The 19,254-nt window shown below is 63.0% G+C and carries 19 protein-coding genes; 6 read left to right on the forward strand and 13 right to left on the reverse strand.

The window, feature by feature from the left end:
• Positions 1-1,084 precede the first annotated feature (1,084 nt).
• The 5 genes from L6D77_RS06100 to colR form a co-directional block, all read right to left on the reverse strand.
• Positions 1,085-1,315 carry a hypothetical protein gene (locus L6D77_RS06100; RefSeq protein WP_232882234.1) on the reverse strand — a complete coding sequence of 77 codons (231 nt, stop codon included), beginning with the start codon at positions 1,313-1,315 and terminating at the stop codon, positions 1,085-1,087.
• Positions 1,312-2,013 (reverse strand): lipopolysaccharide kinase InaA family protein, encoded by a 702-nt coding sequence (locus L6D77_RS06105; protein ID WP_232882233.1) that lies wholly within the window; start codon positions 2,011-2,013, stop codon positions 1,312-1,314. The genes L6D77_RS06100 and L6D77_RS06105 overlap by 4 nt, the downstream gene beginning before the upstream one ends.
• Positions 2,014-2,019: 6 nt before the next feature.
• Positions 2,020-2,700 carry a class I SAM-dependent methyltransferase gene (locus L6D77_RS06110; protein WP_236170029.1) on the reverse strand — a complete coding sequence of 227 codons (681 nt, stop codon included), beginning with the start codon at positions 2,698-2,700 and terminating at the stop codon, positions 2,020-2,022.
• A 108-nt stretch (positions 2,701-2,808) separates the two neighbouring features.
• Entirely contained in the window at positions 2,809-4,137 is a 1,329-nt protein-coding gene (locus L6D77_RS06115; RefSeq protein ID WP_232882231.1) for a sensor histidine kinase, read from the reverse strand.
• Positions 4,127-4,810 carry a two-component system response regulator ColR gene (gene colR / locus L6D77_RS06120; RefSeq protein WP_028689695.1) on the reverse strand — a complete coding sequence of 228 codons (684 nt, stop codon included), beginning with the start codon at positions 4,808-4,810 and terminating at the stop codon, positions 4,127-4,129. Before colR ends, L6D77_RS06115 begins: the two co-directional genes overlap by 11 nt.
• 170 nt (positions 4,811-4,980) lie before the next feature.
• Between colR and L6D77_RS06125 the strand changes: the two genes are divergently transcribed.
• Entirely contained in the window at positions 4,981-5,709 is a 729-nt protein-coding gene (locus tag L6D77_RS06125) for a phosphatase PAP2 family protein (protein WP_232882230.1), read from the forward strand.
• Positions 5,710-5,808: 99 nt separating this feature from the next.
• On the opposite strand, the gene groL is transcribed toward L6D77_RS06125, so the two are convergent.
• The 5 genes from groL to L6D77_RS06150 form a co-directional block, all read right to left on the reverse strand.
• Entirely contained in the window at positions 5,809-7,449 is a 1,641-nt protein-coding gene (groL, locus tag L6D77_RS06130; protein ID WP_232882229.1) for a chaperonin GroEL, read from the reverse strand.
• A gap of 48 nt (positions 7,450-7,497) precedes the next feature.
• Positions 7,498-7,791: a co-chaperone GroES gene (locus tag L6D77_RS06135; RefSeq protein WP_016488938.1), complete on the reverse strand. Its 294-nt coding sequence runs from the start codon at positions 7,789-7,791 to the stop codon at positions 7,498-7,500.
• A 259-nt stretch (positions 7,792-8,050) separates the two neighbouring features.
• On the reverse strand, positions 8,051-8,512 hold the full coding sequence (locus L6D77_RS06140; protein WP_110991597.1) for an FxsA family protein: 462 nt from the start codon (positions 8,510-8,512) through the stop codon (positions 8,051-8,053).
• A 66-nt stretch (positions 8,513-8,578) separates the two neighbouring features.
• Positions 8,579-9,310, reverse strand: a complete 732-nt coding sequence (locus tag L6D77_RS06145) for a HugZ family pyridoxamine 5'-phosphate oxidase (protein WP_232882228.1) — start codon at positions 9,308-9,310, stop codon at positions 8,579-8,581.
• Positions 9,311-9,441: 131 nt separating this feature from the next.
• Positions 9,442-10,449, reverse strand: a complete 1,008-nt coding sequence (locus L6D77_RS06150) for a DUF481 domain-containing protein (RefSeq protein WP_232882227.1) — start codon at positions 10,447-10,449, stop codon at positions 9,442-9,444.
• A gap of 153 nt (positions 10,450-10,602) precedes the next feature.
• On the opposite strand from L6D77_RS06150, the gene L6D77_RS06155 reads away from it, so the two are divergent.
• Positions 10,603-10,956, forward strand: coding sequence for an MGMT family protein (locus L6D77_RS06155; RefSeq protein ID WP_232882226.1), 354 nt, complete (start codon positions 10,603-10,605; stop codon positions 10,954-10,956).
• Positions 10,957-10,999: 43 nt separating this feature from the next.
• Entirely contained in the window at positions 11,000-12,550 is a 1,551-nt protein-coding gene (locus L6D77_RS06160) for an AmpG family muropeptide MFS transporter (RefSeq protein WP_232882225.1), read from the forward strand.
• Between the two features lie 154 nt (positions 12,551-12,704).
• On the opposite strand, the gene L6D77_RS06165 is transcribed toward L6D77_RS06160, so the two are convergent.
• From L6D77_RS06165 to L6D77_RS06175, 3 genes are all read right to left on the reverse strand, one after another.
• A complete protein-coding gene (locus L6D77_RS06165; RefSeq protein WP_232882224.1) occupies positions 12,705-13,949 on the reverse strand; it encodes an MFS transporter in 1,245 nt (414 codons plus the stop codon).
• 207 nt (positions 13,950-14,156) lie between these two features.
• Positions 14,157-14,996, reverse strand: a complete 840-nt coding sequence (locus tag L6D77_RS06170) for a mechanosensitive ion channel family protein (RefSeq protein WP_232882223.1) — start codon at positions 14,994-14,996, stop codon at positions 14,157-14,159.
• 117 nt (positions 14,997-15,113) lie between these two features.
• Positions 15,114-15,599, reverse strand: coding sequence for a YajQ family cyclic di-GMP-binding protein (locus L6D77_RS06175; RefSeq protein WP_153788200.1), 486 nt, complete (start codon positions 15,597-15,599; stop codon positions 15,114-15,116).
• Between the two features lie 102 nt (positions 15,600-15,701).
• On the opposite strand from L6D77_RS06175, the gene L6D77_RS06180 reads away from it, so the two are divergent.
• Genes L6D77_RS06180 through L6D77_RS06190 form a run of 3 tightly spaced genes read left to right on the forward strand, consistent with a single transcriptional unit; the run spans position 15,702 to position 19,245 of the window.
• Positions 15,702-16,619, forward strand: coding sequence for a putative 2-dehydropantoate 2-reductase (locus tag L6D77_RS06180; protein ID WP_232882222.1), 918 nt, complete (start codon positions 15,702-15,704; stop codon positions 16,617-16,619).
• A 36-nt stretch (positions 16,620-16,655) separates the two neighbouring features.
• Complete coding sequence (locus tag L6D77_RS06185) at positions 16,656-18,677, forward strand: sensor histidine kinase (protein ID WP_232882221.1); 2,022 nt, start codon at positions 16,656-16,658, stop codon at positions 18,675-18,677.
• Position 18,678: 1 nt separating this feature from the next.
• Entirely contained in the window at positions 18,679-19,245 is a 567-nt protein-coding gene (locus L6D77_RS06190) for a cob(I)yrinic acid a,c-diamide adenosyltransferase (protein ID WP_232882220.1), read from the forward strand.
• The last annotated feature ends 9 nt before the right edge of the window (positions 19,246-19,254 follow it).

Below are 19,254 nucleotides of genomic sequence, written 5' to 3' on the forward strand. Positions count from 1 at the left end.
TGCGGGTTCGGGCTCGGGTTCGGGTTCGGGTTCGGGTTCGGGTTCGGGTTCGGGTTCGGGTTCGGGTTCGGGTTTCAGAGTGTTTGTTTTGGTATATGTATGCGCATTCGGCGGCGATGTCGACTTTTAGTCACCTTTCCGCCCTTACGGCGGCCTACTTTGGTCTTGGCCAAAGTAGGCAAAACCGCCTGCTCCCATCATACGGCCCCTGCGCTACGCTCCGGGGTCCCCTCGACTCCGGTGCCTTCCGGGCCCGCGCGGCCTACGACTTGCTGCGCAAGTCTACATCTCGCGCCTTCGGCTGCGCCGAAGGGTGCTGCGCACCAGGGCCCTCCAGTCACCTCCGCTCGGCCTCCTGAAGTCGCAATTTGTGTTGCCTGGACTATTGCGCGCTTAGAAGCAAAAGCAAAAACAGATCAAGAGCAGATCAAGAGCAGATCAAGAGCAGATCAAGAGCAGATCAAGAGCAGATCAAGAGCAGATCAAGAGCAGATCAAGAGCAGATCAAGAGCAGATCAAGAGCAGTGATATTGCTATCTAGGCTTGGCTGCTGTTGATGTATTGATTGTTCTGGCCCTATCGCCGGCAAGCCGGCTCCCACAGGTACAACGCAAGTCTGAAAGTTTGGCAATATCCTGTGGGAGCTGGCTTGCCAGCGATTGCAATCCAGAGTTCCCAACCAATCCAACTAGCGACAGCTAACGCCAGCCCAGGCGCCGCCCCTAACTTCGCGACTTCAGGAGGCTGAGCGCAGGCGTCTGGAGGGCCCTGGTGCGCAGCACCCTTCGGCGCAGCCGAAGGCGCGAGATGTAGACTTGCGCAGCAAGTCGGAGGCCGCGCGGGCCCGGAGGACGCCGGAGCGAAGGGACCCCGAAGCGCAGCGTAGGGGCCGTATGATGGGAGCGAGCGGCTTTGCTTACTTTGGCCAAGACCAAAGTAAGCCGCCGTAAGGGCGGAAAGGTGACTACGCGTCGACACCACAAATGAATGCGCATACAACTCTCAACACAATCACCAAACACCAAACACCAAAACGCCAGAAGTCCACATAAACTTCTGGCGCCTAAATCAAACAAACAAACCATCAACCAAACGGCCGCAGCCCCTGCCTCATCCCAAACAGAAACAACAACAAATCATGATCCGGTTGAACAGACGCCTGCTCGACCTTCGCCTCCCGCGGCAGCGGGCACAAACCACCGACTTCGGCCTTGCTGAACACCGTCAGCCCCGGCTGCTCCCAGGCAGCCGCTGCCACCGTGGTCACCGCCAGTGCCCCAACAAGAAACAAAGCTCGAGCGATTTCTAGTTTCATTGCTCTAACCCTTTGACAGCGCTGCCAAACGCCATCTGGTAAAAATAGAGCAAGGTCTGCCACTCTGCGTCAGTGATCGACGAATGGCGGCGCAGCTGACGCAAGTCGTTGTACGCCGCGCGTTGGCAACTGATGCGCCGTCGGCACTTCTCCAGGTCGAGCAAGGCCACCTCAGCCCGGGCCTGCTCACCGGTGCCGATCACCTTGACGAACACATGCTTGCCATAGAGGCAGCCATGCTGCCAGTGCCCCAGGTGCATGCGCGCCAGGTTGTCGGCCAGGTCCTTGAACATCCGCTCGTGGACCGCCTGGGGATAACGCTCACGGGCGCCTTCGCTGTACCAGGTGTCCAGGTCGACAAAACCGTCCAGCGCTTCACTCACCAGCAATGCGCGCCATTGATGGTCAGCATCACGCTCAGCACCGGCAAACACAATGCGTGGCACACGCACACCCAGTTGCTCGAAACTGTTCAAGGCATCGAGTTCGCGCAAGACCGTGGGCCGACCGAACGGGTGCAGCAGGCTCCGGTAGATATGACCCACCTGGCGCTTGGCATACAGCAATTGCCCGCTGGCGTCGCAGAGGCGCTGCACGCCGCTTTCGCCACCCCGGCGCTGGTTGGGTTCCTCGACCCATTCACCCTGCTGCTGCCAGTAGAAATCGAACTGCCCGGACTCTTTCTGCACTGCCGTCATCAATCACTACCCCTTACGTAAAACGTATACGCGCCACATCGCGTAGAGCGGCAAGAAGTCGAGCCGCTCCTGAATTCTGAAACCTGCCGCCGTAAATTCTTCTTCTACTGTAGCCGCCGGTAACACAAAGCGGTTCTGGTAGCTGTCCTGCTCGGCTCTGACACTGCGTCGCGCTTCAAGTTTCTTACGCCGCCATGCCTTGAAATTACCATCCACCCACAGCGACAGAATCACACTGTCGCGGCTAACTCGTTGAAACTCCGAAAGAATCGTCTTGCGATGGGCCGGGTCGCCAATATGATGAAACAAGCGCATGCAGAAGATGCTGTCGACCGAGTTGTCCGGCAGATCAATGGCGAAGGCGGAAGTCTGCAAGGGGCGTACCCGCTTCACCACCTCTGGCGGTTGTGCGGCACAGGCTGTCTCGATCATCGCCGCAGAATTGTCGGCGCCAATGATCACGCGGTTGGGTTTTTCCGCCAGCAGCGGCCAGAAGCGCCCGGCGCCACACGGCAGGTCGAGCACCAGGCCCGGCTCGCCAGCCAGCGCCAGGGCATGCCGGGCCATTTGCTCGTCACGTTTGTGCGACAGCCGTCTGGCCAGGCCGTCCTGATGCTTGAGGAAGTAATCACGGGCATGGTCCCGGTCGTACTTCTCCGAAAACTCGAGTTTGATTGGGCTACGCATAGAGCATCTCCTGTCTCCGATTGCGCCCACCTTAGGAAGGCGGGCGTTGGAATCAGGTCATGCCAATGTGAAAATTCTGTCATCAATCAGGGGAGGTATTACAAGACGTTAATGCGGATCCAAAACCCCATCGCCGTCTTCGTCCTCAACGACCATCTTGTTACCCTGGCTCAGGTCAACCTGGAAGCGGCAACCGTGGGGCAGCGTAGTGCTCAGGGTGACACGCCAACCCTGGTCATCACAGATCCGCTGTACCAGTGAAAGCCCCAGCCCCAGCCCCTCGCCACGGCGTTCGTCACCGCGCACGAACGGACGGAACATCGCCTCGCGCTGCTCCTCCGGGATACCCACCCCACTGTCCTCGACGCTGAACCCGTTGGGCTCAAGGCTAAGGCGGATATAGCCGCCATCGGTGTAGTGGGCGGCATTGCGCAGCAGGTTGCCCATCACCGATTGCAGGAAGGTGGCGTTGTACAGTGCCGGGCTGGCACTCACCCGGCCATCGTAGTAAAGGGCCAGGCCCTTCTGCTCGATGGTGTCACGCCACACGGCGGTCAGGTCATCGGCCACTTCACGCAGGGTCGCCTTGGCGGCGATTGCACCTTCGTCACGTTGCGCGCGGGCCAGCATGAGAAACGTCTTGACCAGCTCACGCATCTCCTCGGTAGCCCGTGCGATGCGCTCGACCTGGCTGCGCGCACGGCTGTCCAGGTTAGGGTTTTCAATCAGCAGCTCGCACGACGTGGCCAGTACCATCAATGGCGTACGCAACTCGTGGCTGACGTCGCTGGTGAACAGGCGTTCTCGGGTCAGCGCATCACGCAGGCGGCCCAGGGTATCGTCGAAGGCCACCGCCAGCTGCCCCACCTCGTCCGCCGCGTAATCCGGCGCCAGCGGTGGCGCCAGGCCAAGCAACTGGTCGCGATGCCGCACCTGGCGTGCCAGGCGGATCACTGGCGCCATCACCCGTCGTGCCAACACCCAGCCGAGGATCACCGCCAGCGCCAGGCTGAGCACAAAGCCCACCACCACCACGGCGAACAGCACCCGCTCGCGCTCTTCGAAATCGCTCTGGTCCTGCAGCAGCACGTAGCGCCGGCCATCGACGATCTCGACCATCGCGTGATACGACAACTGGTCGCGAAACACCTCATGGAAGCCCGGATCCAGATGCCGCAGATCCTTGGGCAGCTCGAAATCATCACGCCCACCGCTGAAGTAGAACAGCTGGTCCGGGCGTGGCCGATGGCTCCAGTCGCTGACACTGTCCATGCGCAGCAGACGCTGCAGATCGCCGCCGAGCACCGAGGAAATCAAGCGCTCTTCCACCAGATGCACGGTGGCGACGATACCGAAGGCAAAGGCCCCGGCCACCAGCGCGCTCATCAACGCAAAGGCGATGATGATGCGCTGGGCAAGGCTCTGCTTAAACTCCATCGCGGCCCTCGGCGAGGCGATAGCCGACGCCATGGACGGTGTGCAGCAGGGGTTTGTCGAACGGTTTGTCGATCACCTGGCGCAACTGATGGACGTGGCTGCGCAGGCTGTCGCTGTCGGGGCAATCATCCCCCCACAGGGCCTCTTCGAGCACTTCGCGGCGCAGCACGTGGGGGCTTTTCTGCATCAGCACGGCGAGCAGCTTGAGGCCCACCGGGTTGAGCTTGAGCAGGCGGCCCTGGCGGGTCACTTCGAGGGTGTCGAGGTCATAGCTCAGGTCGGCCACCTGCAAGGTACGCCGCCCACCGCCCTGGGCCCGGCGCAGCACCGCTTCGATACGCGCGGCCAGTTCCGACAAGGCGAATGGCTTGAGCAGGTAATCATCGGCACCTGAACGGAAGCCCTGCAGACGATCATCCAGTTGGTCGCGGGCGGTCAGCATGATCACCGGGGTATCGCGGCGGGCGTCCTCGCGCAGGCGTTTGCACAGTGTGTAGCCGTCGATGCCGGGGAGCATGATATCCAGCACGATCAGGTCGTAGTGCTCGGTGGCCGCCAGGTGCAGGCCCGACAGGCCATCCTGGGCGCAGTCCACGGTGTAGCCTTTCATGCCCAGGTAGTCGGCCAGGTTGGCAAGAATGTCGCGGTTGTCTTCAACCAAAAGAATACGCATCGGGGTCTCCTGTACCGCGCTTCGCTCGGCGGCAGCTTAAGGCCATCGCCGGCCCTGTGCCAGCCCTTGGGAAAATTCACCGAGCTTGACAGTTTTTTCACCGAACCTTCACGGACACAGGATAGCGGGCGCCCGACAATGCCCGGTCTTTTTCCATCCCTGGAGCTGTCATGCAGGAAACCCTTCGCCCACGCCCGATCAATCCGTGGCTCTACCTGGGCATCCCTTTCGTCACCATCGTCGCGCTGATCCTGCTGGAATGGACATCGGTGGACATGGACCTGGCCAACCTGTTCTTCGACCGGGCTGCCGGGGAGTTCATCGGTCGCCACAGCTACGTGCTGGAAACCATCCTGCACGACCGGGTCAAGCAGGTGGTGATCGCCTTGAGCCTGGTGGCGGTAGCGGCCTTCGTCGCCAGCTTCTTCTGGCAACGCCTGTTCGGCTGGCGTCGTGAACTGGGCTGCCTGGTGCTGGCTCTGAGCCTGTCCACGGCCTTCGTAACCCCGCTCAAGCAACTGACCCAGGTACAGTGCCCATGGAGCCTGAGCCAGTTCGGCGGCAGCGAAACCTACAGCAAGCTCCTCGAGCCACGCCCGGCCACCGACAAGGCCGGCCTGTGCTGGCCGGGTGGCCATGCGGCGACCGGGTTCTGCCTGTTCGCGCTGTTCTTCGTGCTGCGTGATCGCCGGCCGCGCCTGGCCAAGGCGGCGCTGGGGCTGGCATTCGTGGCGGGCTCGGTGCTGTCGGTAGGCAGGATGATGCAGGGTGCGCACTTTCTCTCGCACAACATCTGGACGGCGGTGTTCTGCTGGCTGATCGGGCTGGGGTGTTACTACCTGGTGCTGTATCGCCGGGGGATGGCACAGGCGCCTGTCGTCGAGCCCAGCGTCGCCTGATTCGCGGGTAAACCCGCGAGGAGGCCAGATACAGGCAACGAAAAAGCCCCGGTTCTCGCGAACCGGGGCTTTTTCATTACAGCTGGGGGTAAGGCTGGCTTACATCATGCCGCCCATGCCACCCATGCCGCCCATATCAGGCATGCCAGCAGCTGGCTTGTCTTCCGGCAGGTCGGCAACCATGGCTTCGGTGGTGATCATCAGACCACCGATCGAAGCTGCAGCTTGCAGAGCCGAACGGGTGACCTTGGCTGGGTCCAGGATGCCCATCTCGATCATGTCGCCGTATTCGCCGGTAGCGGCGTTGTAGCCGTAGTTGCCCGAACCTTGCTTGACCTTGTCGGCCACGACGCTTGGCTCGTCGCCGGCGTTGGCAGTGATCTGGCGCAGCGGGGCTTCGACAGCGCGACGCAGCAGGGCGATACCGACGTTCTGGTCTTCGTTGTCGCCTTTGAGGTCAGCGATGGCCGACAGGGCACGCACCAGGGCAACACCACCGCCAGGCACCACGCCTTCTTCGACGGCTGCACGGGTAGCGTGCAGGGCGTCTTCAACGCGGGCTTTCTTCTCTTTCATTTCAACTTCGGTGCCAGCACCGACCTTGATCACGGCAACACCGCCAGCCAGTTTGGCCAGACGCTCTTGCAGCTTCTCACGGTCGTAGTCCGAAGAGGTTTCTTCGATCTGGGCACGGATCTGTTTGACGCGGGCTTCGATCTCGGTGTCGGCGCCAGCACCATCGATGATGGTGGTGTTTTCCTTGGACAGGATGACGCGCTTGGCGTTACCCAGGTGCTCCAGGGTGGCGGTTTCCAGGGACAGGCCGATTTCTTCGGAGATGACCTGGCCGCCGGTCAGGACGGCGATGTCCTGCAGCATGGCCTTGCGGCGGTCGCCGAAGCCCGGAGCCTTGACCGCAGCAACCTTGACGATGCCGCGCATGTTGTTGACCACCAGGGTAGCCAGCGCTTCGCCTTCGACGTCTTCGGCAACGATCAGCAGCGGACGGCCGGATTTGGCAACGGCTTCCAGTACTGGCAGCAGCTCGCGGATGTTGGAGATCTTCTTGTCGACCAGCAGCAGCAGCGGGCCTTCCAGCTCGGCAACCATGGTGTCCGGCTTGTTGACGAAGTAAGGCGACAGGTAGCCACGGTCGAACTGCATGCCTTCTACGACGGACAGTTCGTTTTCCAGGCCCGAGCCTTCTTCAACGGTGATCACGCCTTCTTTACCGACTTTTTCCATGGCTTCGGCGATGATTTCACCGATGGAGTTGTCGGAGTTGGCGGAGATGGTGCCAACCTGGGCGATGGCCTTGGAATCGGCGCATGGCTTGGACAGGTTCTTCAGCTCGGCGACAACGGCGGCGGTGGCCTTGTCGATGCCGCGCTTGAGGTCCATCGGGTTCATGCCGGCAGCGACGGCTTTCAGGCCTTCGTTGACGATGGCCTGAGCCAGGACGGTAGCGGTGGTGGTGCCATCACCGGCAGCGTCGTTGGCCTTGGAAGCAACTTCCTTGACCAGCTGGGCGCCCATGTTTTCGAAGGCGTCTTTGAGCTCGATTTCTTTGGCGACGGAAACGCCGTCCTTGGTGATGGTCGGCGCGCCGAAGCTCTTGGCCAGGACCACGTTGCGGCCTTTCGGGCCCAGGGTCGCTTTTACCGCGTCAGCCAGAACGTTGACACCAACCAGCATTTTCTTACGGGCGGAATCGCCGAATTTTACGTCTTTAGCAGCCATGATCGTTTAATCCTTGGAATTCTTTGGAGTAACGGGAAGTCGGAGAAATCAGCCTTCGACAACGGCCAGGATTTCGTTCTCGGCCATGACCAGCAGGTCTTCGCCATCGACTTTCACGGTGTTGCTGCCCGAGTAAGGGCCGAAAACCACTTTGTCACCCACTTTCACGGCCAGCGCGCGAACTTCGCCGTTGTCCAGGATGCGACCGGTGCCGACAGCGACGACTTCGCCGCGGTTCGGTTTTTCGGCGGCCGAACCCGGCAGGACGATACCGCCAGCGGTTTTCGATTCTTCTTCGCTGCGACGGATAACGACGCGGTCATGCAGAGGACGAAGCTTCATTGTCGATCTCTCCCAAATAGTGGTTTTCATCGGCCGGTGCCAGCACCGGCGGGTTGATGCGGTCCGGCGTTGCCGGGGGTGGCCCGCGAAGGGCGAACCACCTGAGTCATGTCTGGTGTCGCCACCAGAAACCTTGCGGTGACCACATACATGAGGCCGCCTTATTCGATTACAAGGCTTGATACGGAAAAATTTTCATTAGGCGCTCAAAACGATTCGTGGGGGTACCGGAGTGCCGCTCCCACGATCACTTGCCTAATTATTTGTCGCGGCGCTCGTACTCGCCTTCGATCACGTTGGGGCGGTGGCCGGGATCGCGTGGCTGGGCCTGGAACGGGTCGTCCTGGAACGCGCGCTGGCGCAGGGCCTGCTCTTCGGCACGGCGGCGCAGCTTGCCGGCCACCAGGCGACGGGTGAACGGCAGCAGGCACAGCAGGCCCAGCACGTCACTGATGAAGCCCGGCAGCAGCAACAGGCCACCACCCACCGCCATCATCAGCCCCTGGAACATTTCTTCGGCAGGCAGCTCGCCGCGTTGCAGGCTCTCGCGGGCACGCAGGGCAGTCGCCAGGCCGGCGACGCGCATTACCAGCACACCCAGTGCGGAGCCTGCGATGATCAGCAGCAGCGCCGGGAAGAAACCGATGGCGGCGCTGACCTTGACGAAGACGAACAGCTCCAGCACAGGGAAAAGGAGAAACAGCAGTAAAAAGGCACGCATCACGAATTCCTCGACGGAAGAACATCTTCCTGTAGGAGCATCAGATGGATGCGTGCAGGCGTTTTTTCAACCCTCTGCGCGCGCCACCGTCGGCCACTGTTCGGCGCGAGCCAGCAGCACCAGGGCTTCGCGGACTTGTGTCGGGGTATTACAAGTTGTCGGGAAGGCCAGCCAGTACACCGCCTGGCCGATGCGCAGGTGCATGCCTTCGCTGTCGATGCCGACCATTTCAGCCGCGGTCGCGCTCGGCAGGCCGGTTAGCGCGACATAGTGGGCAATCGCATTGGCATGATCGCTGTTCATGTGCTCGATCATGCTCGCTTCGGCAGCGCCAGCAAACGGGTTGGCCAGGGTGACCTGGTCGAGCCAGTGAATCGCACCGAAGCCGCCAATATAGCGGTGGCGCACCGGTAGCAGTACCCAAAAGTCGAAATCGTGGGCTTTGTGGTAGTTCGCCGACTCCGGGAAGTAGCGGTAGTAGCGCGCGGCGGCAGCTTCGATGGCCGCCTCGTCGCTGAGCTTGTGGGCCTCGGCCATCACCGTCAGGCGCCCTACTGCCTGCACGTCCTCGGCCTCACGCTCGCCCACCAGCAGCGAACACTTGGGGTCCTTCTGCAGGTTGTGGGTGTGCTGGGCGATACGGCTGATAAGAATGACGGGGTGCCCTTCGGCATCGAGGCAGTAGGGAACCACCGAACCGAACGGGAAACCCGGCATCGACTTGGAATGGGTGGAGAGCACGCCACGGTACTCCTTGAGCAGCAGTTCCCGGGCTGGGCGCAGGGCATTCGAACTCACAGCGAGATCCTCGGCGAATAATAATCAGCTGCAAGTTATAAGCTACATGCGCCAAGAAAAAGCAAGGACCACATTACGTTCGGACAGTGCGCCCATGCTTGAAGCTTGCCGCTTGAGACTTGCCGCTGCCCCTACCAGGTGACGCCGAAACCGGCGGTGTAGCGGGTCTTGTCCAGGTCACGATCATCAGTGCCCTTGATCAGGTCTTTTTCCGCCTTGAGGTTGAGCGAAGCCCATTCGGTGACCTTGTAGCGCAGCCCCATTTCCGCATCGAGGGCGTAGTCGGCGACACCACCAAACGGCTTGCCGACCTCGCCATTGGTGAAGAACTGCACTTTCTTGCCGATCAGGTAACGGGTGTAGTCCCACTTCACGGCCGCGGCGTAGAAGTTGTCCTTGCCGCCGTCACGGTACTGGTAATCGGTGCGGTTGATCAGCGAGCCCAACGAGAACGCCCCCAACTCGTCATCCCAGAACTGGTAGCCCGGGCCAGTACCGACGGTGCGCTGGCGCGCCAGTTCTTCGATCTGGTCGCGCTTGTATTCCAGGCGCCCCTGCCAGAACCATTTGTCGGTGATGAAACGGTCGAGCGCATATTCCGCGCTCCAGTTGTTGGCGGTGGTGACCTCGTCCTTGCTCTCGCGGTTGTATTCGCCTTCGGCGTTATGCCGCCAGCGACCGTGGCGCGCGGTGGTCTTGAAGCTGACGTCGTAGTCATCGGTGTCGTTCTCGGCGCGCTTGTAGTCCAGCGCCACGTCGACATTGCCTTTCCACAGGAAGTCCTCGACCAGCGGGCGGGGCTTCATGATCTGCTCGATGCTGGCCAGCTCCACGGTCTTGGGCTCATCACCGTTGGCCAAGGTCACCTTGCCCGGCTCGGCAGCCTTGAGTGACTTGGCCTTCTCGCCGCTGTAGGCGTCCTGCTTGACCAGCAACTCCTGGTCGCTCTCAAGGGTCTTTACCTGTTTCCAGTCCAGGGCGATGGAACCACCGTATGAGGTCTCCAGCAGCAACTTGCCGCCATCGAAAACGGTGATCTTGCCACTGAGTCGATCGCCGTTCTTCATCCACACGGTATCGGCCAACGCCGGGGCGCAAAGGGAAACAGCGAAGAAGCAGAGCAGGATTCTTGAGAGCATAAGTGGACTACGGATTCGATTTGCCGAAAAAAGCCGGGCATTATCCAGATGCCCACGCCATGAGCAAGGACAGACCCAGACCATGCCGATGAGTTCCACTCTTATTTGCCGTTGCCATCCGTCCGGTTTCATCCACAGGCCAAGGGGGCTCTGATGTCTGCCGCCTCTGCTGCCCCACCGGAAGATGCCGAAGCCCGACGAATGGCACTGTATTCGGTGCTCGGCCAGGTACCGCCAGGCAAGGTGGTCAGCTACGGCCAGCTCGCCGAGCTTGCTGGCCTTGGCCGCGCAGCCCGCTGGGTGGGCCGCACCCTCGGGCAGCTGCCCACGGACACCCGCCTGCCGTGGCACCGGGTGCTCGGTGCGGGCGGGCGCCTGAGCCTGGCGCTGGGCACCCCTTCTGGCGACGAACAGCGCGCCCGTCTGCGCGCAGAAGGCGTGAATGTAGCCAATAATCGTGTGGATATGGCGCGCCATGGCTGGCGCCCGATGGAGCACAGCGGTTAGAGTGCGCGCTTTGTTTTCGCAAACTTGAGGCAGATGTTGGCCCATGCCCCGTAAAACCTGGCGCGCTGCGCTCGCTGCCTATGCCAGCCCGTCAACCCTGGTACTTTTGCTGCTCGGATTCGCCGCCGGCCTGCCGTACATGCTGGTCTTCTCGACCCTTTCGGTGTGGCTGCGCGAAGCCGGCGTGGCGCGCGAAACCATCGGTTACGCCAGCCTGATCGGCTTGGCGTATGCCTTCAAGTGGGTGTGGTCTCCCCTGCTCGACCAATGGCGCTTGCCGCTGCTCGGCGGCATGGGCCGCCGTCGTTCGTGGTTGCTGCTGTCGCAAGTGCTGGTTGTGGTAGGCCTGGTCGGCATGGGCTTCTGCGACCCACAGAAGCACCTGTCGTGGCTGATCGCGCTGGCAGTGCTGGTGGCCTTTGCCTCGGCCACCCAGGACATCGCCGTCGACGCCTACCGCCTGGAAATCGCCGACGACCAGCGCCAGGCCGCACTGGCCGCCAGCTACATGGCCGGCTACCGGGTCGCGGCCCTGCTGGCCACGGCCGGCGCGCTGTTCTTCGCCGAGTGGTTCGGCTCTACCGGCTTCAGCTACCTGCATCAAGCCTGGACCGGCACCTACGTGCTGTTCGGTGTGCTGATGCTGCCGGCGGTGTTCACCACACTGATCATGCGTGAACCCCCGGTGCCGCTGCGCACCCAACTGTCGGCGGCACGCTACGGGCTGATGCACCAACTGGCGTCGGTGTTCGTGCTGATCATCCTGCTGGTTTCGGTACCCGCCAGTTTCACCCAGATGTTCAACACCGACTGGGCCAGCGTGCTGTTCGGCGATGCAACCCCGCTCGACCTGCTGCTCGAAGACCGCGCCTTCCTGCGCCTGCTGCTCTATGCACTGCTGAGCTGGGCGTGCCTGTCGTCCCTCGGCCGTCGTGGCCTGGCCCCGGTGCTCACCCCGGTCAACGACTTCATCGCCCGCTACCGCTGGCAGGCCCTGCTGCTGCTCGGGCTGATCGCCACCTACCGGATGTCCGACACGGTGATGGGCGTGATGGCCAACGTGTTCTACATCGACATGGGCTTCACCAAGGACCAGATCGCCAGCGTCAGCAAGATCTTCGGCCTGATCATGACCTTGGTCGGCGCCGGTGCCGGCGGCCTGCTGATCGTGCGTTTCGGCATCCTGCCGATCCTGTTCATCGGCGGCGCGGCCTCGGCGGCGACCAACATCCTGTTCCTGATGCTGGCCGACATGGGGCCGAACCTGGAAATGCTGGTGGTGACCATCTCGCTGGACAACTTCAGCTCGGGCCTGGCCACCTCGGCGTTCGTCGCCTACCTGTCGAGCCTGACCAACCTGAAGTTCTCGGCCACGCAATACGCGCTGCTCAGCTCGATCATGCTGCTGCTGCCGCGCTTGATCGGCGGCTATTCGGGGGTGATGGTGGAGAAGTTCGGCTACCACGACTTCTTCCTGATCACTGCCCTGCTGGGCGTGCCGACGTTGATCCTGATCGCCCTGCACTGGCGCCAGGAGGTCGGACGGGGAAAGCCGGTGCCGGTTCAGAGCCCGGCGGCTGAGCAGCAGCCCTGATCACCGAGGGGCGCTATGCGCCCCTTTTCGCGGCACAAGGCCGCTCCTACAGGGAATCCACGGTCTCCTGTAGGAGCGGCCTTGTGCCGCGAAAAGGGCTGCAAAGCAGCCCCAAGGATCTAAAGGTAACGCACACCAGCAAGGCTGGTAGCAATCACTGCGCCACAGCCCCTTCCCCCGGCCGCCGGCCCACCACGAACCACAACGGCCACAGCGCCAGCGCCCCTGCCATGCCAGCCGCCAGGGCAAAGTGCATCAGGCTCGCCCCTGCCCCCAGCATCGCCAGCAACGCGCCACCCAGCCCCAACAGGGCAATGGTGATCATCCCCAACATGGCCGATACCAGGCCCTTGCTCTGCTCGCTGGCGAACAAGGTCATGCGGTACAGCACCGCATTGGCCACGCCCAAGCCAAGGGCGTACAGGGACATGCCGGCGACCACGCTGGTCACCGTCGGCCAGTACCAGGTGGCCAGCACCATCAGGCTCAGGCCGGCCAGGTAGGGCCACAGCGCACCACGTACCAGTGCAGGCAGCGGGTAGCGGTCGGCGATGCGGTTGATGATCAGGTTGCCGAGGATCAACCCGGCGAACACCGGCAACTGCCACAGGGCGTATTCCATGGTGCTCAAGCCTTCGTCGTGGATCAGCAGCACCGGCGACAGGCCAATCCAGCCGATCAGCGGCAAACCGACCAGGCCCAGCGCCGCGCTGCCCGCGACAAACCGGCGGTTGGCCAGCAGCTGGCCATAGCCGGCCAACAGCGGCAGCAGGTGGATCGGCGTGAACGGCAGGCGCGAGCCGTCGCGGCGCTCCACCCCCAGGGTTTCCGGCATCAAGCGGTACAGCAGCCCCCAGCACAGCACCGCCCCGAGGGCGAACGCCACGAACAGCCAGCGCCAGTCCAGCCACTGCAGCATCAGGGTACCCACCAGCGGCCCGAGCAGCGGCGACAGTAATGCAATGTTGGCCAGCAAGGCCATCATGCGCACCGCGTCGGCCTCGCTGAACGCCTCGTTGAGGGCCGGGTAACTGACCGTGACCACGAAGCCCAGGCCGATGCCCTGCAGCAGGCGCAGCAGGTTGAACAAGCCGATGTCATGTACCCAGAACGTCGCCAGGCACGCCACGCCGAAGAACAGGCAACCCGTCAGCAGCAACGGGCGTCGGCCGTAACGGTCGGCCAACGGGCCGATCAGCCATTGCAGCACCACCCCACCCAGCAGGTACAGGTTGAGGGCGTGAGGGATGAATTCCGGGCTGGCGTCCAGATCGCCAACCACGACCGGCATGGCGGGCATGACGGCGTCGCTGGCCAGGTAGGTCAGCAGCTCGAACAGCGCCAGGGTCAGGCCGAACAGCAAGGCGCGCACGGGGGTGATGTACAGCAGTGGTTTCATGATCAGTATCAGGTGGGAACGGGTGGGGTCAGGCTATATGCCAGAAATGACGGCGGATTGCTGTGAGCAAGTGTAAGGGGCAGAAATAGCCGGGGCCGCTGTGCGCCCCTTCGCGGGTAAACCCGCTCCCACAGGGTTCACGCCTAACCTGTGGGAGCGGGTTTACCCGCGAAGGGGCGCGCAGCGGCCCCGGCTGTCGAAGCAGGTTTATTGCAGGGCAGTCTCCTGCACCACACGGATCACTCGCTGCGGAAAGGGAATGTCGATCCCTTCGGCCTTGAGTCGGTCACGGGCATGCTCGTTGAGCATGAACATCACGTCCCAGTAGTCGGCGGTCTTGGTCCAGATGCGCAGCGACACAGTGATCGAACTGTCACCGAGGGTCGACACCACCGCCTGCGGCGCCGGATCCTGCAGCACCCGCGGGTCCTGGGCCAGCTCCAGCAACACATTGCGCGCCTTCTGCAGGTCGGCCTCATAGTCGACACCCACGTCGAACACCACCTTGCGGGTGGGCTGACGGTTGGTGTTGGTGATGATGCCGTTGGACAGGCTGCCGTTGGGCATGATCACCGTCTTGTTGTCACCGGTGCGCAGCACGGTGTGGAAGATCTGGATGCTGTCCACGGTGCCCGCGACGCCCTGGGCTTCGATCCAGTCGCCGATGCGGAACGGGCGGAACATCAGGATCAGCACGCCGCCGGCGAAGTTCGCCAGGCTGCCCTGCAAGGCCAGACCGATGGCCAGGCCCGCGGCACCGATGGCGGCGACGAACGAGGTGGTCTCGATGCCGATCATCGACGCCACGCTGACCATCAACAGTACTTTCAGCACGATGTTGGCCAGGGTGCTGATGAAGCCCTGCAACGCCGCGTCGGCTTTCAGGCCAACCAGTTTGCCCAGCCGCTCGCTGACTCGGCTGATGATCCACCAGCCAATCGCCAGCGTCAGCAAGGCCAGCAGCAGGCGGCTGCCATATTCCATGATCAGCGGTACCCAAGTCTGCGACTGGCGGACCAGCTGGTCGACCTCTGCATTCAAATCCATCGTCTTGCTCTCCTGATGCCAAGCGGCAAAAAATCATTGAAACGGGCCGCACAGCATTCAGCGACCGCAGGAACCGATGGACATCATTGAGCCATCAAGGTTCCTGCCCTGCCCCGATCAGTCGCGGAAGTTGTTGAACTGCAGCGGCATGTCGAACTCTTTGGCGCGCAGTGCAGCGATCGCCTCTTGCAGGTCGTCACGCTTCTTGCCGGTGACACGTACCTGCTCGCCCTGGATCGAGGCCTGGACCTTGAGCTTGGCGTCCTTGATGTGGGCAACGATCTTTTTCGCCAGGTCCTTGTCGATGCCTTCGCGGAACTTGGCTTCCTGCTTCATCTCCTTGCCGGACGGATAGGCGTCCTTCACTTCCAGGCACTTGACGTCGATCTTGCGCTTGACCAGAGCCAGACGCAGGATTTCGACCATCGCCTCGAGCTGGAACTCGGCCTCGGCGGTCAGCAGCACGGTCTGCTCCTTGTCCTTGAACTCGATAGTGCCCTTGCCCTTGAGGTCATAGCGGCGGTCCAGTTCCTTCACCGCGTTGTCCACGGCGTTGGTGACTTCGTGCTTGTCCAGTTCCGATACCACGTCGAACGAAGGCATGGGGGTTCTCCATAAAAAAACAGCGCGCTCAGCTTGAAGATGGAGCGCGTCAGGGTTAGGGGGTTAAAATGCGGGCTCATTATAACGGGTTGCGAAACGCAGATGAGCAGCACCTGGCATATTCTCGGCGCCGGTAGCCTCGGCAGCCTCTGGGCCTGCCGCCTGGCCCGCGCCGGCAAGGCGGTCCGCATGATCCTGCGCGACGAGCAGCGCCTGGCGGCCTACCAGGCCGTCGGCGGGCTGACCCTGCACGAGCAGGACCACAGCAGCCTGTTCGCGATCCCCGGCGAAACCCACGATGCCCCCGGCCCGATCCACCGTTTGTTGGTGGCCTGCAAGGCCTATGACGCGGCCCCCGCCGTGGCACGCCTGGCCCCCCGGCTGGCCGAGGGTGCCGAGCTGGTGCTGCTGCAGAACGGCCTGGGTAGCCAGGATGAGGTGGCCGACCAGGTGCCCCATGCCCGTTGCATCTTCGCCTCCAGCACCGAGGGCGCGTTCCGTGAGGCAGACTGGCAGGTGCGCTTCGCCGGCCATGGCTTCAACTGGCTGGGCAACCCGCTCAACCCCGCCGTGCCGGAGTGGTTCGACGACCTGCACGATGCCGGCATCCCTGCCCAATGGAGCCTCGACATCCTTTCGCGGCTGTGGCGCAAACTGGCGCTCAACTGCGCCATCAACCCGTTGACCGTATTGCACGACTGCCAGAACGGCGGCCTGCTCGGCCACCTGGCCGAAGTCGATCAGCTGTGCGACGAGCTGGCCAACCTGCTGCTGCGCTGCGGCCAGCCCGAGGCCGCCAACGACCTGACCGAAGAAGTGCAACGGGTGATCCTCGCCACCGCCGCCAACTACTCTTCCATGTACCAGGACGTCCGTCACGGCCGGCGCACCGAGGTCCATTACCTGCTCGGCCACGCCTGCCGCGCCGCCGCCCGGCATGGGGCAAGCGTGCCGCAGCTGGAACACCTGCAACAGCGCCTGGTCGATAGCCTGAAGGCTCGCGGCCTGCCCAGCGACTGACTGACCCATCCACCGGACATGGATACCCCCTGACTCATGAGCCTGCGCCAACGCCTGGAAAACCTCCCGGTCGGGCAGAAACTGCTGGCGGCCCTGCTGGTGTTGCTGGTGACCATTCTGCTGGTCGCCAACCTGGCGTTCATCAGCGCCGCCTACTGGATCACCCAGGAAAGCATGGCGCCCCAGGCGCTGCAGACCATCGGCAAGCTGGTGTCCAACCCACAGCTGTCTTCCCGGGCCGGCGACTCCCCGGAAACCGCCAGCGCCCTGCTCAAGGAGCTCGACAGCTACTCCCCGTTGCGCGCGGCGGCCATCTACGGTGGCGACGGGCAGATGCTCGCCCAGCTGCAGCATGGCGATGCCCTTACCCTGCCCAAACGCTACCGCAACATCGATGGCTGGCGCCTGATGGAGTTTCGCAGCACCCAGCTGATCCGCCTGCCACGCAACGCCAACCCGCCTGCGCACCTGCTGCTGGTGGCCAGCAGCGAGCTGCCGATGGCGTTCTACACCGGTACCCTCTCCGCCAGCCTGGCGATCCTGGTGTTCAGCATCCTGCTGTGGCTGGTCATCGCCCGGCAGATCAAGCGCTTGATCACCCTGCCGATTAACAACCTCGAAGAGCTGTCGCGCCAGGTCACCCGGGAAGAGAGCTACGCCCTGCGGGCCCAGCGCGGCAACGATGACGAAATCGGCAGCCTGGCCGAGGCCTTCAACACCATGCTGACGCGCATCGAAGCCCGCGAGCAGCAGCTCAAGGGCGCCCGCGACGAGTTCCAGCAGGCCTACGACCAGGCCCAGGGGTTGGCGGAAGAAACCCGCCACACCAACCGCAAGCTGGAGCTGGAAGTCCAGGTGCGCAGCAAGATCGAAAAAAAGCTCACGGGCTTCCAGAACTACCTGAACAGCATCATCGACTCCATGCCCTCGGCACTCATCGCCCTCGACGAGCAGCTCTACGTCACCCAATGGAACCATGAAGCCACGGTACTTTCCGGCACGCCGCTGGACGAGGCGCTGAACCAGCCGATCTTCCTCGCCTTCGAACCGCTCAAGCCGTTCTTGCCGCAGCTCAAGGAGAGCGTCGAGAAGCACCGGGTGGCGAAGATCGAGCGGGTCACCTGGCCCAAGGGCGATGACCTGCGCCACTACGCCCTGACCTTCTACCCGCTGACCGGCGGCGGTGGCCGTGGCGTGGTGATCCGTATCGACGACATCACCCAGCGCCTGTCGCTGGAGGAGATGATGGTGCAGTCGGAGAAGATGCTCTCGGTCGGTGGCCTGGCTGCGGGCATGGCCCATGAGATCAACAACCCGCTGGGGGCGATCCTGCACAACGTGCAGAACATCCGCCGGCGCTTGTCGCCGGAGCTGCCACGCAACCAGGAACAGGCCAGCGAGCTGGGCCTGGACCTGCCGGCCGTAAACCGCTACCTGGACAGCCGCGAAGTGCCACAACTGCTCGATGGCATCCAGCAGGCCGGTGCCCGGGCGGCGAAGATCGTCACCCACATGCTCAGCTTCAGCCGCCTCAGCAATCGCCAACTGGCGCCCTGCGACCTGCCGGCGCTGATCGACCAGGCGGTGGAAATCGCCGGCAACGACTTCGACCTGGCCATCGGTTTCGACTTCAAGGGCCAGGCCATCGTCCGCCAGTTCGACCCGCAGCTCGGGGCAGTGCCCGGCACCGCCAACGAGCTGGAACAGGTACTGCTCAACCTGCTGAAAAACGCCGCCCAGGCCATCCACCAGCGCCCGCAGCCCAGTGAGCCTGGGCGCATTACCTTGCGCACCCGGCTCAACCCGCCCTGGGCGGAAATCCAGGTCGAGGACAACGGCGTGGGCATGCCCGAAACCGTGCGCAAACGCACCTTCGAGCCATTTTTCACCACCAAGGAGATCGGCCAGGGCACCGGCCTTGGGCTGTCGGTCTCGTACTTCATCATCACCAACAACCACAAAGGGCAGATGGAGGTGCACTCCACGCCCGGCCAGGGCACCTGCTTCACCCTGCGCCTGCCCCTCGGCCTGCCGGCCACCACCACAACGGAGACGTGACATGGGCTATCGCCTGTCGAAGATCTACACCCGCACCGGCGACAAGGGTGAAACCGGCCTGGGCGATGGCCGCCGGGTGCCCAAGGACCATCCGCGCATCGAGGCCATTGGTGAGGTGGACAGCCTCAACAGCCAGCTTGGGGTGCTGTTGGCCGGGCTGGCCGAGGCCGGGCTGCAAGAGCTGGTCGAGGTCTTGGCGCCGTGCCAGCACCGCTTGTTCGACCTGGGTGGGGAGCTGGCGATGCCCAGCTACCAGGCATTGAACGTGGCCGAGGTCGAGCGCCTCGAAGCGGCCATCGACCGCTGGAACGACGAGCTGGGGCCGTTGAAGAACTTCATCCTGCCGGGTGGTTCGGCGCTGGTGGCCCAGGCCCATGTGTGCCGTAGCCAGGCGCGGGCGGCGGAGCGGCGGTGTCAGCAGCTGAATGCCGTTGAGCCGCTGGAAGGGGTGGGGTTGGCGTATATCAACCGGTTGTCGGATCTGTTGTTCGTGGCGGCGCGGATTATCGGCCGGCGGCAGGGGGTAGACGAAGTGCTGTGGCAGCCTGCGGACAAGCCGTTGGGCTGAAATCGCGGG

The sequence above is a fragment of the Pseudomonas parasichuanensis genome (assembly GCF_021601385.1).
Classification (GTDB): Bacteria; Pseudomonadota; Gammaproteobacteria; order Pseudomonadales; family Pseudomonadaceae; genus Aquipseudomonas; species Aquipseudomonas parasichuanensis.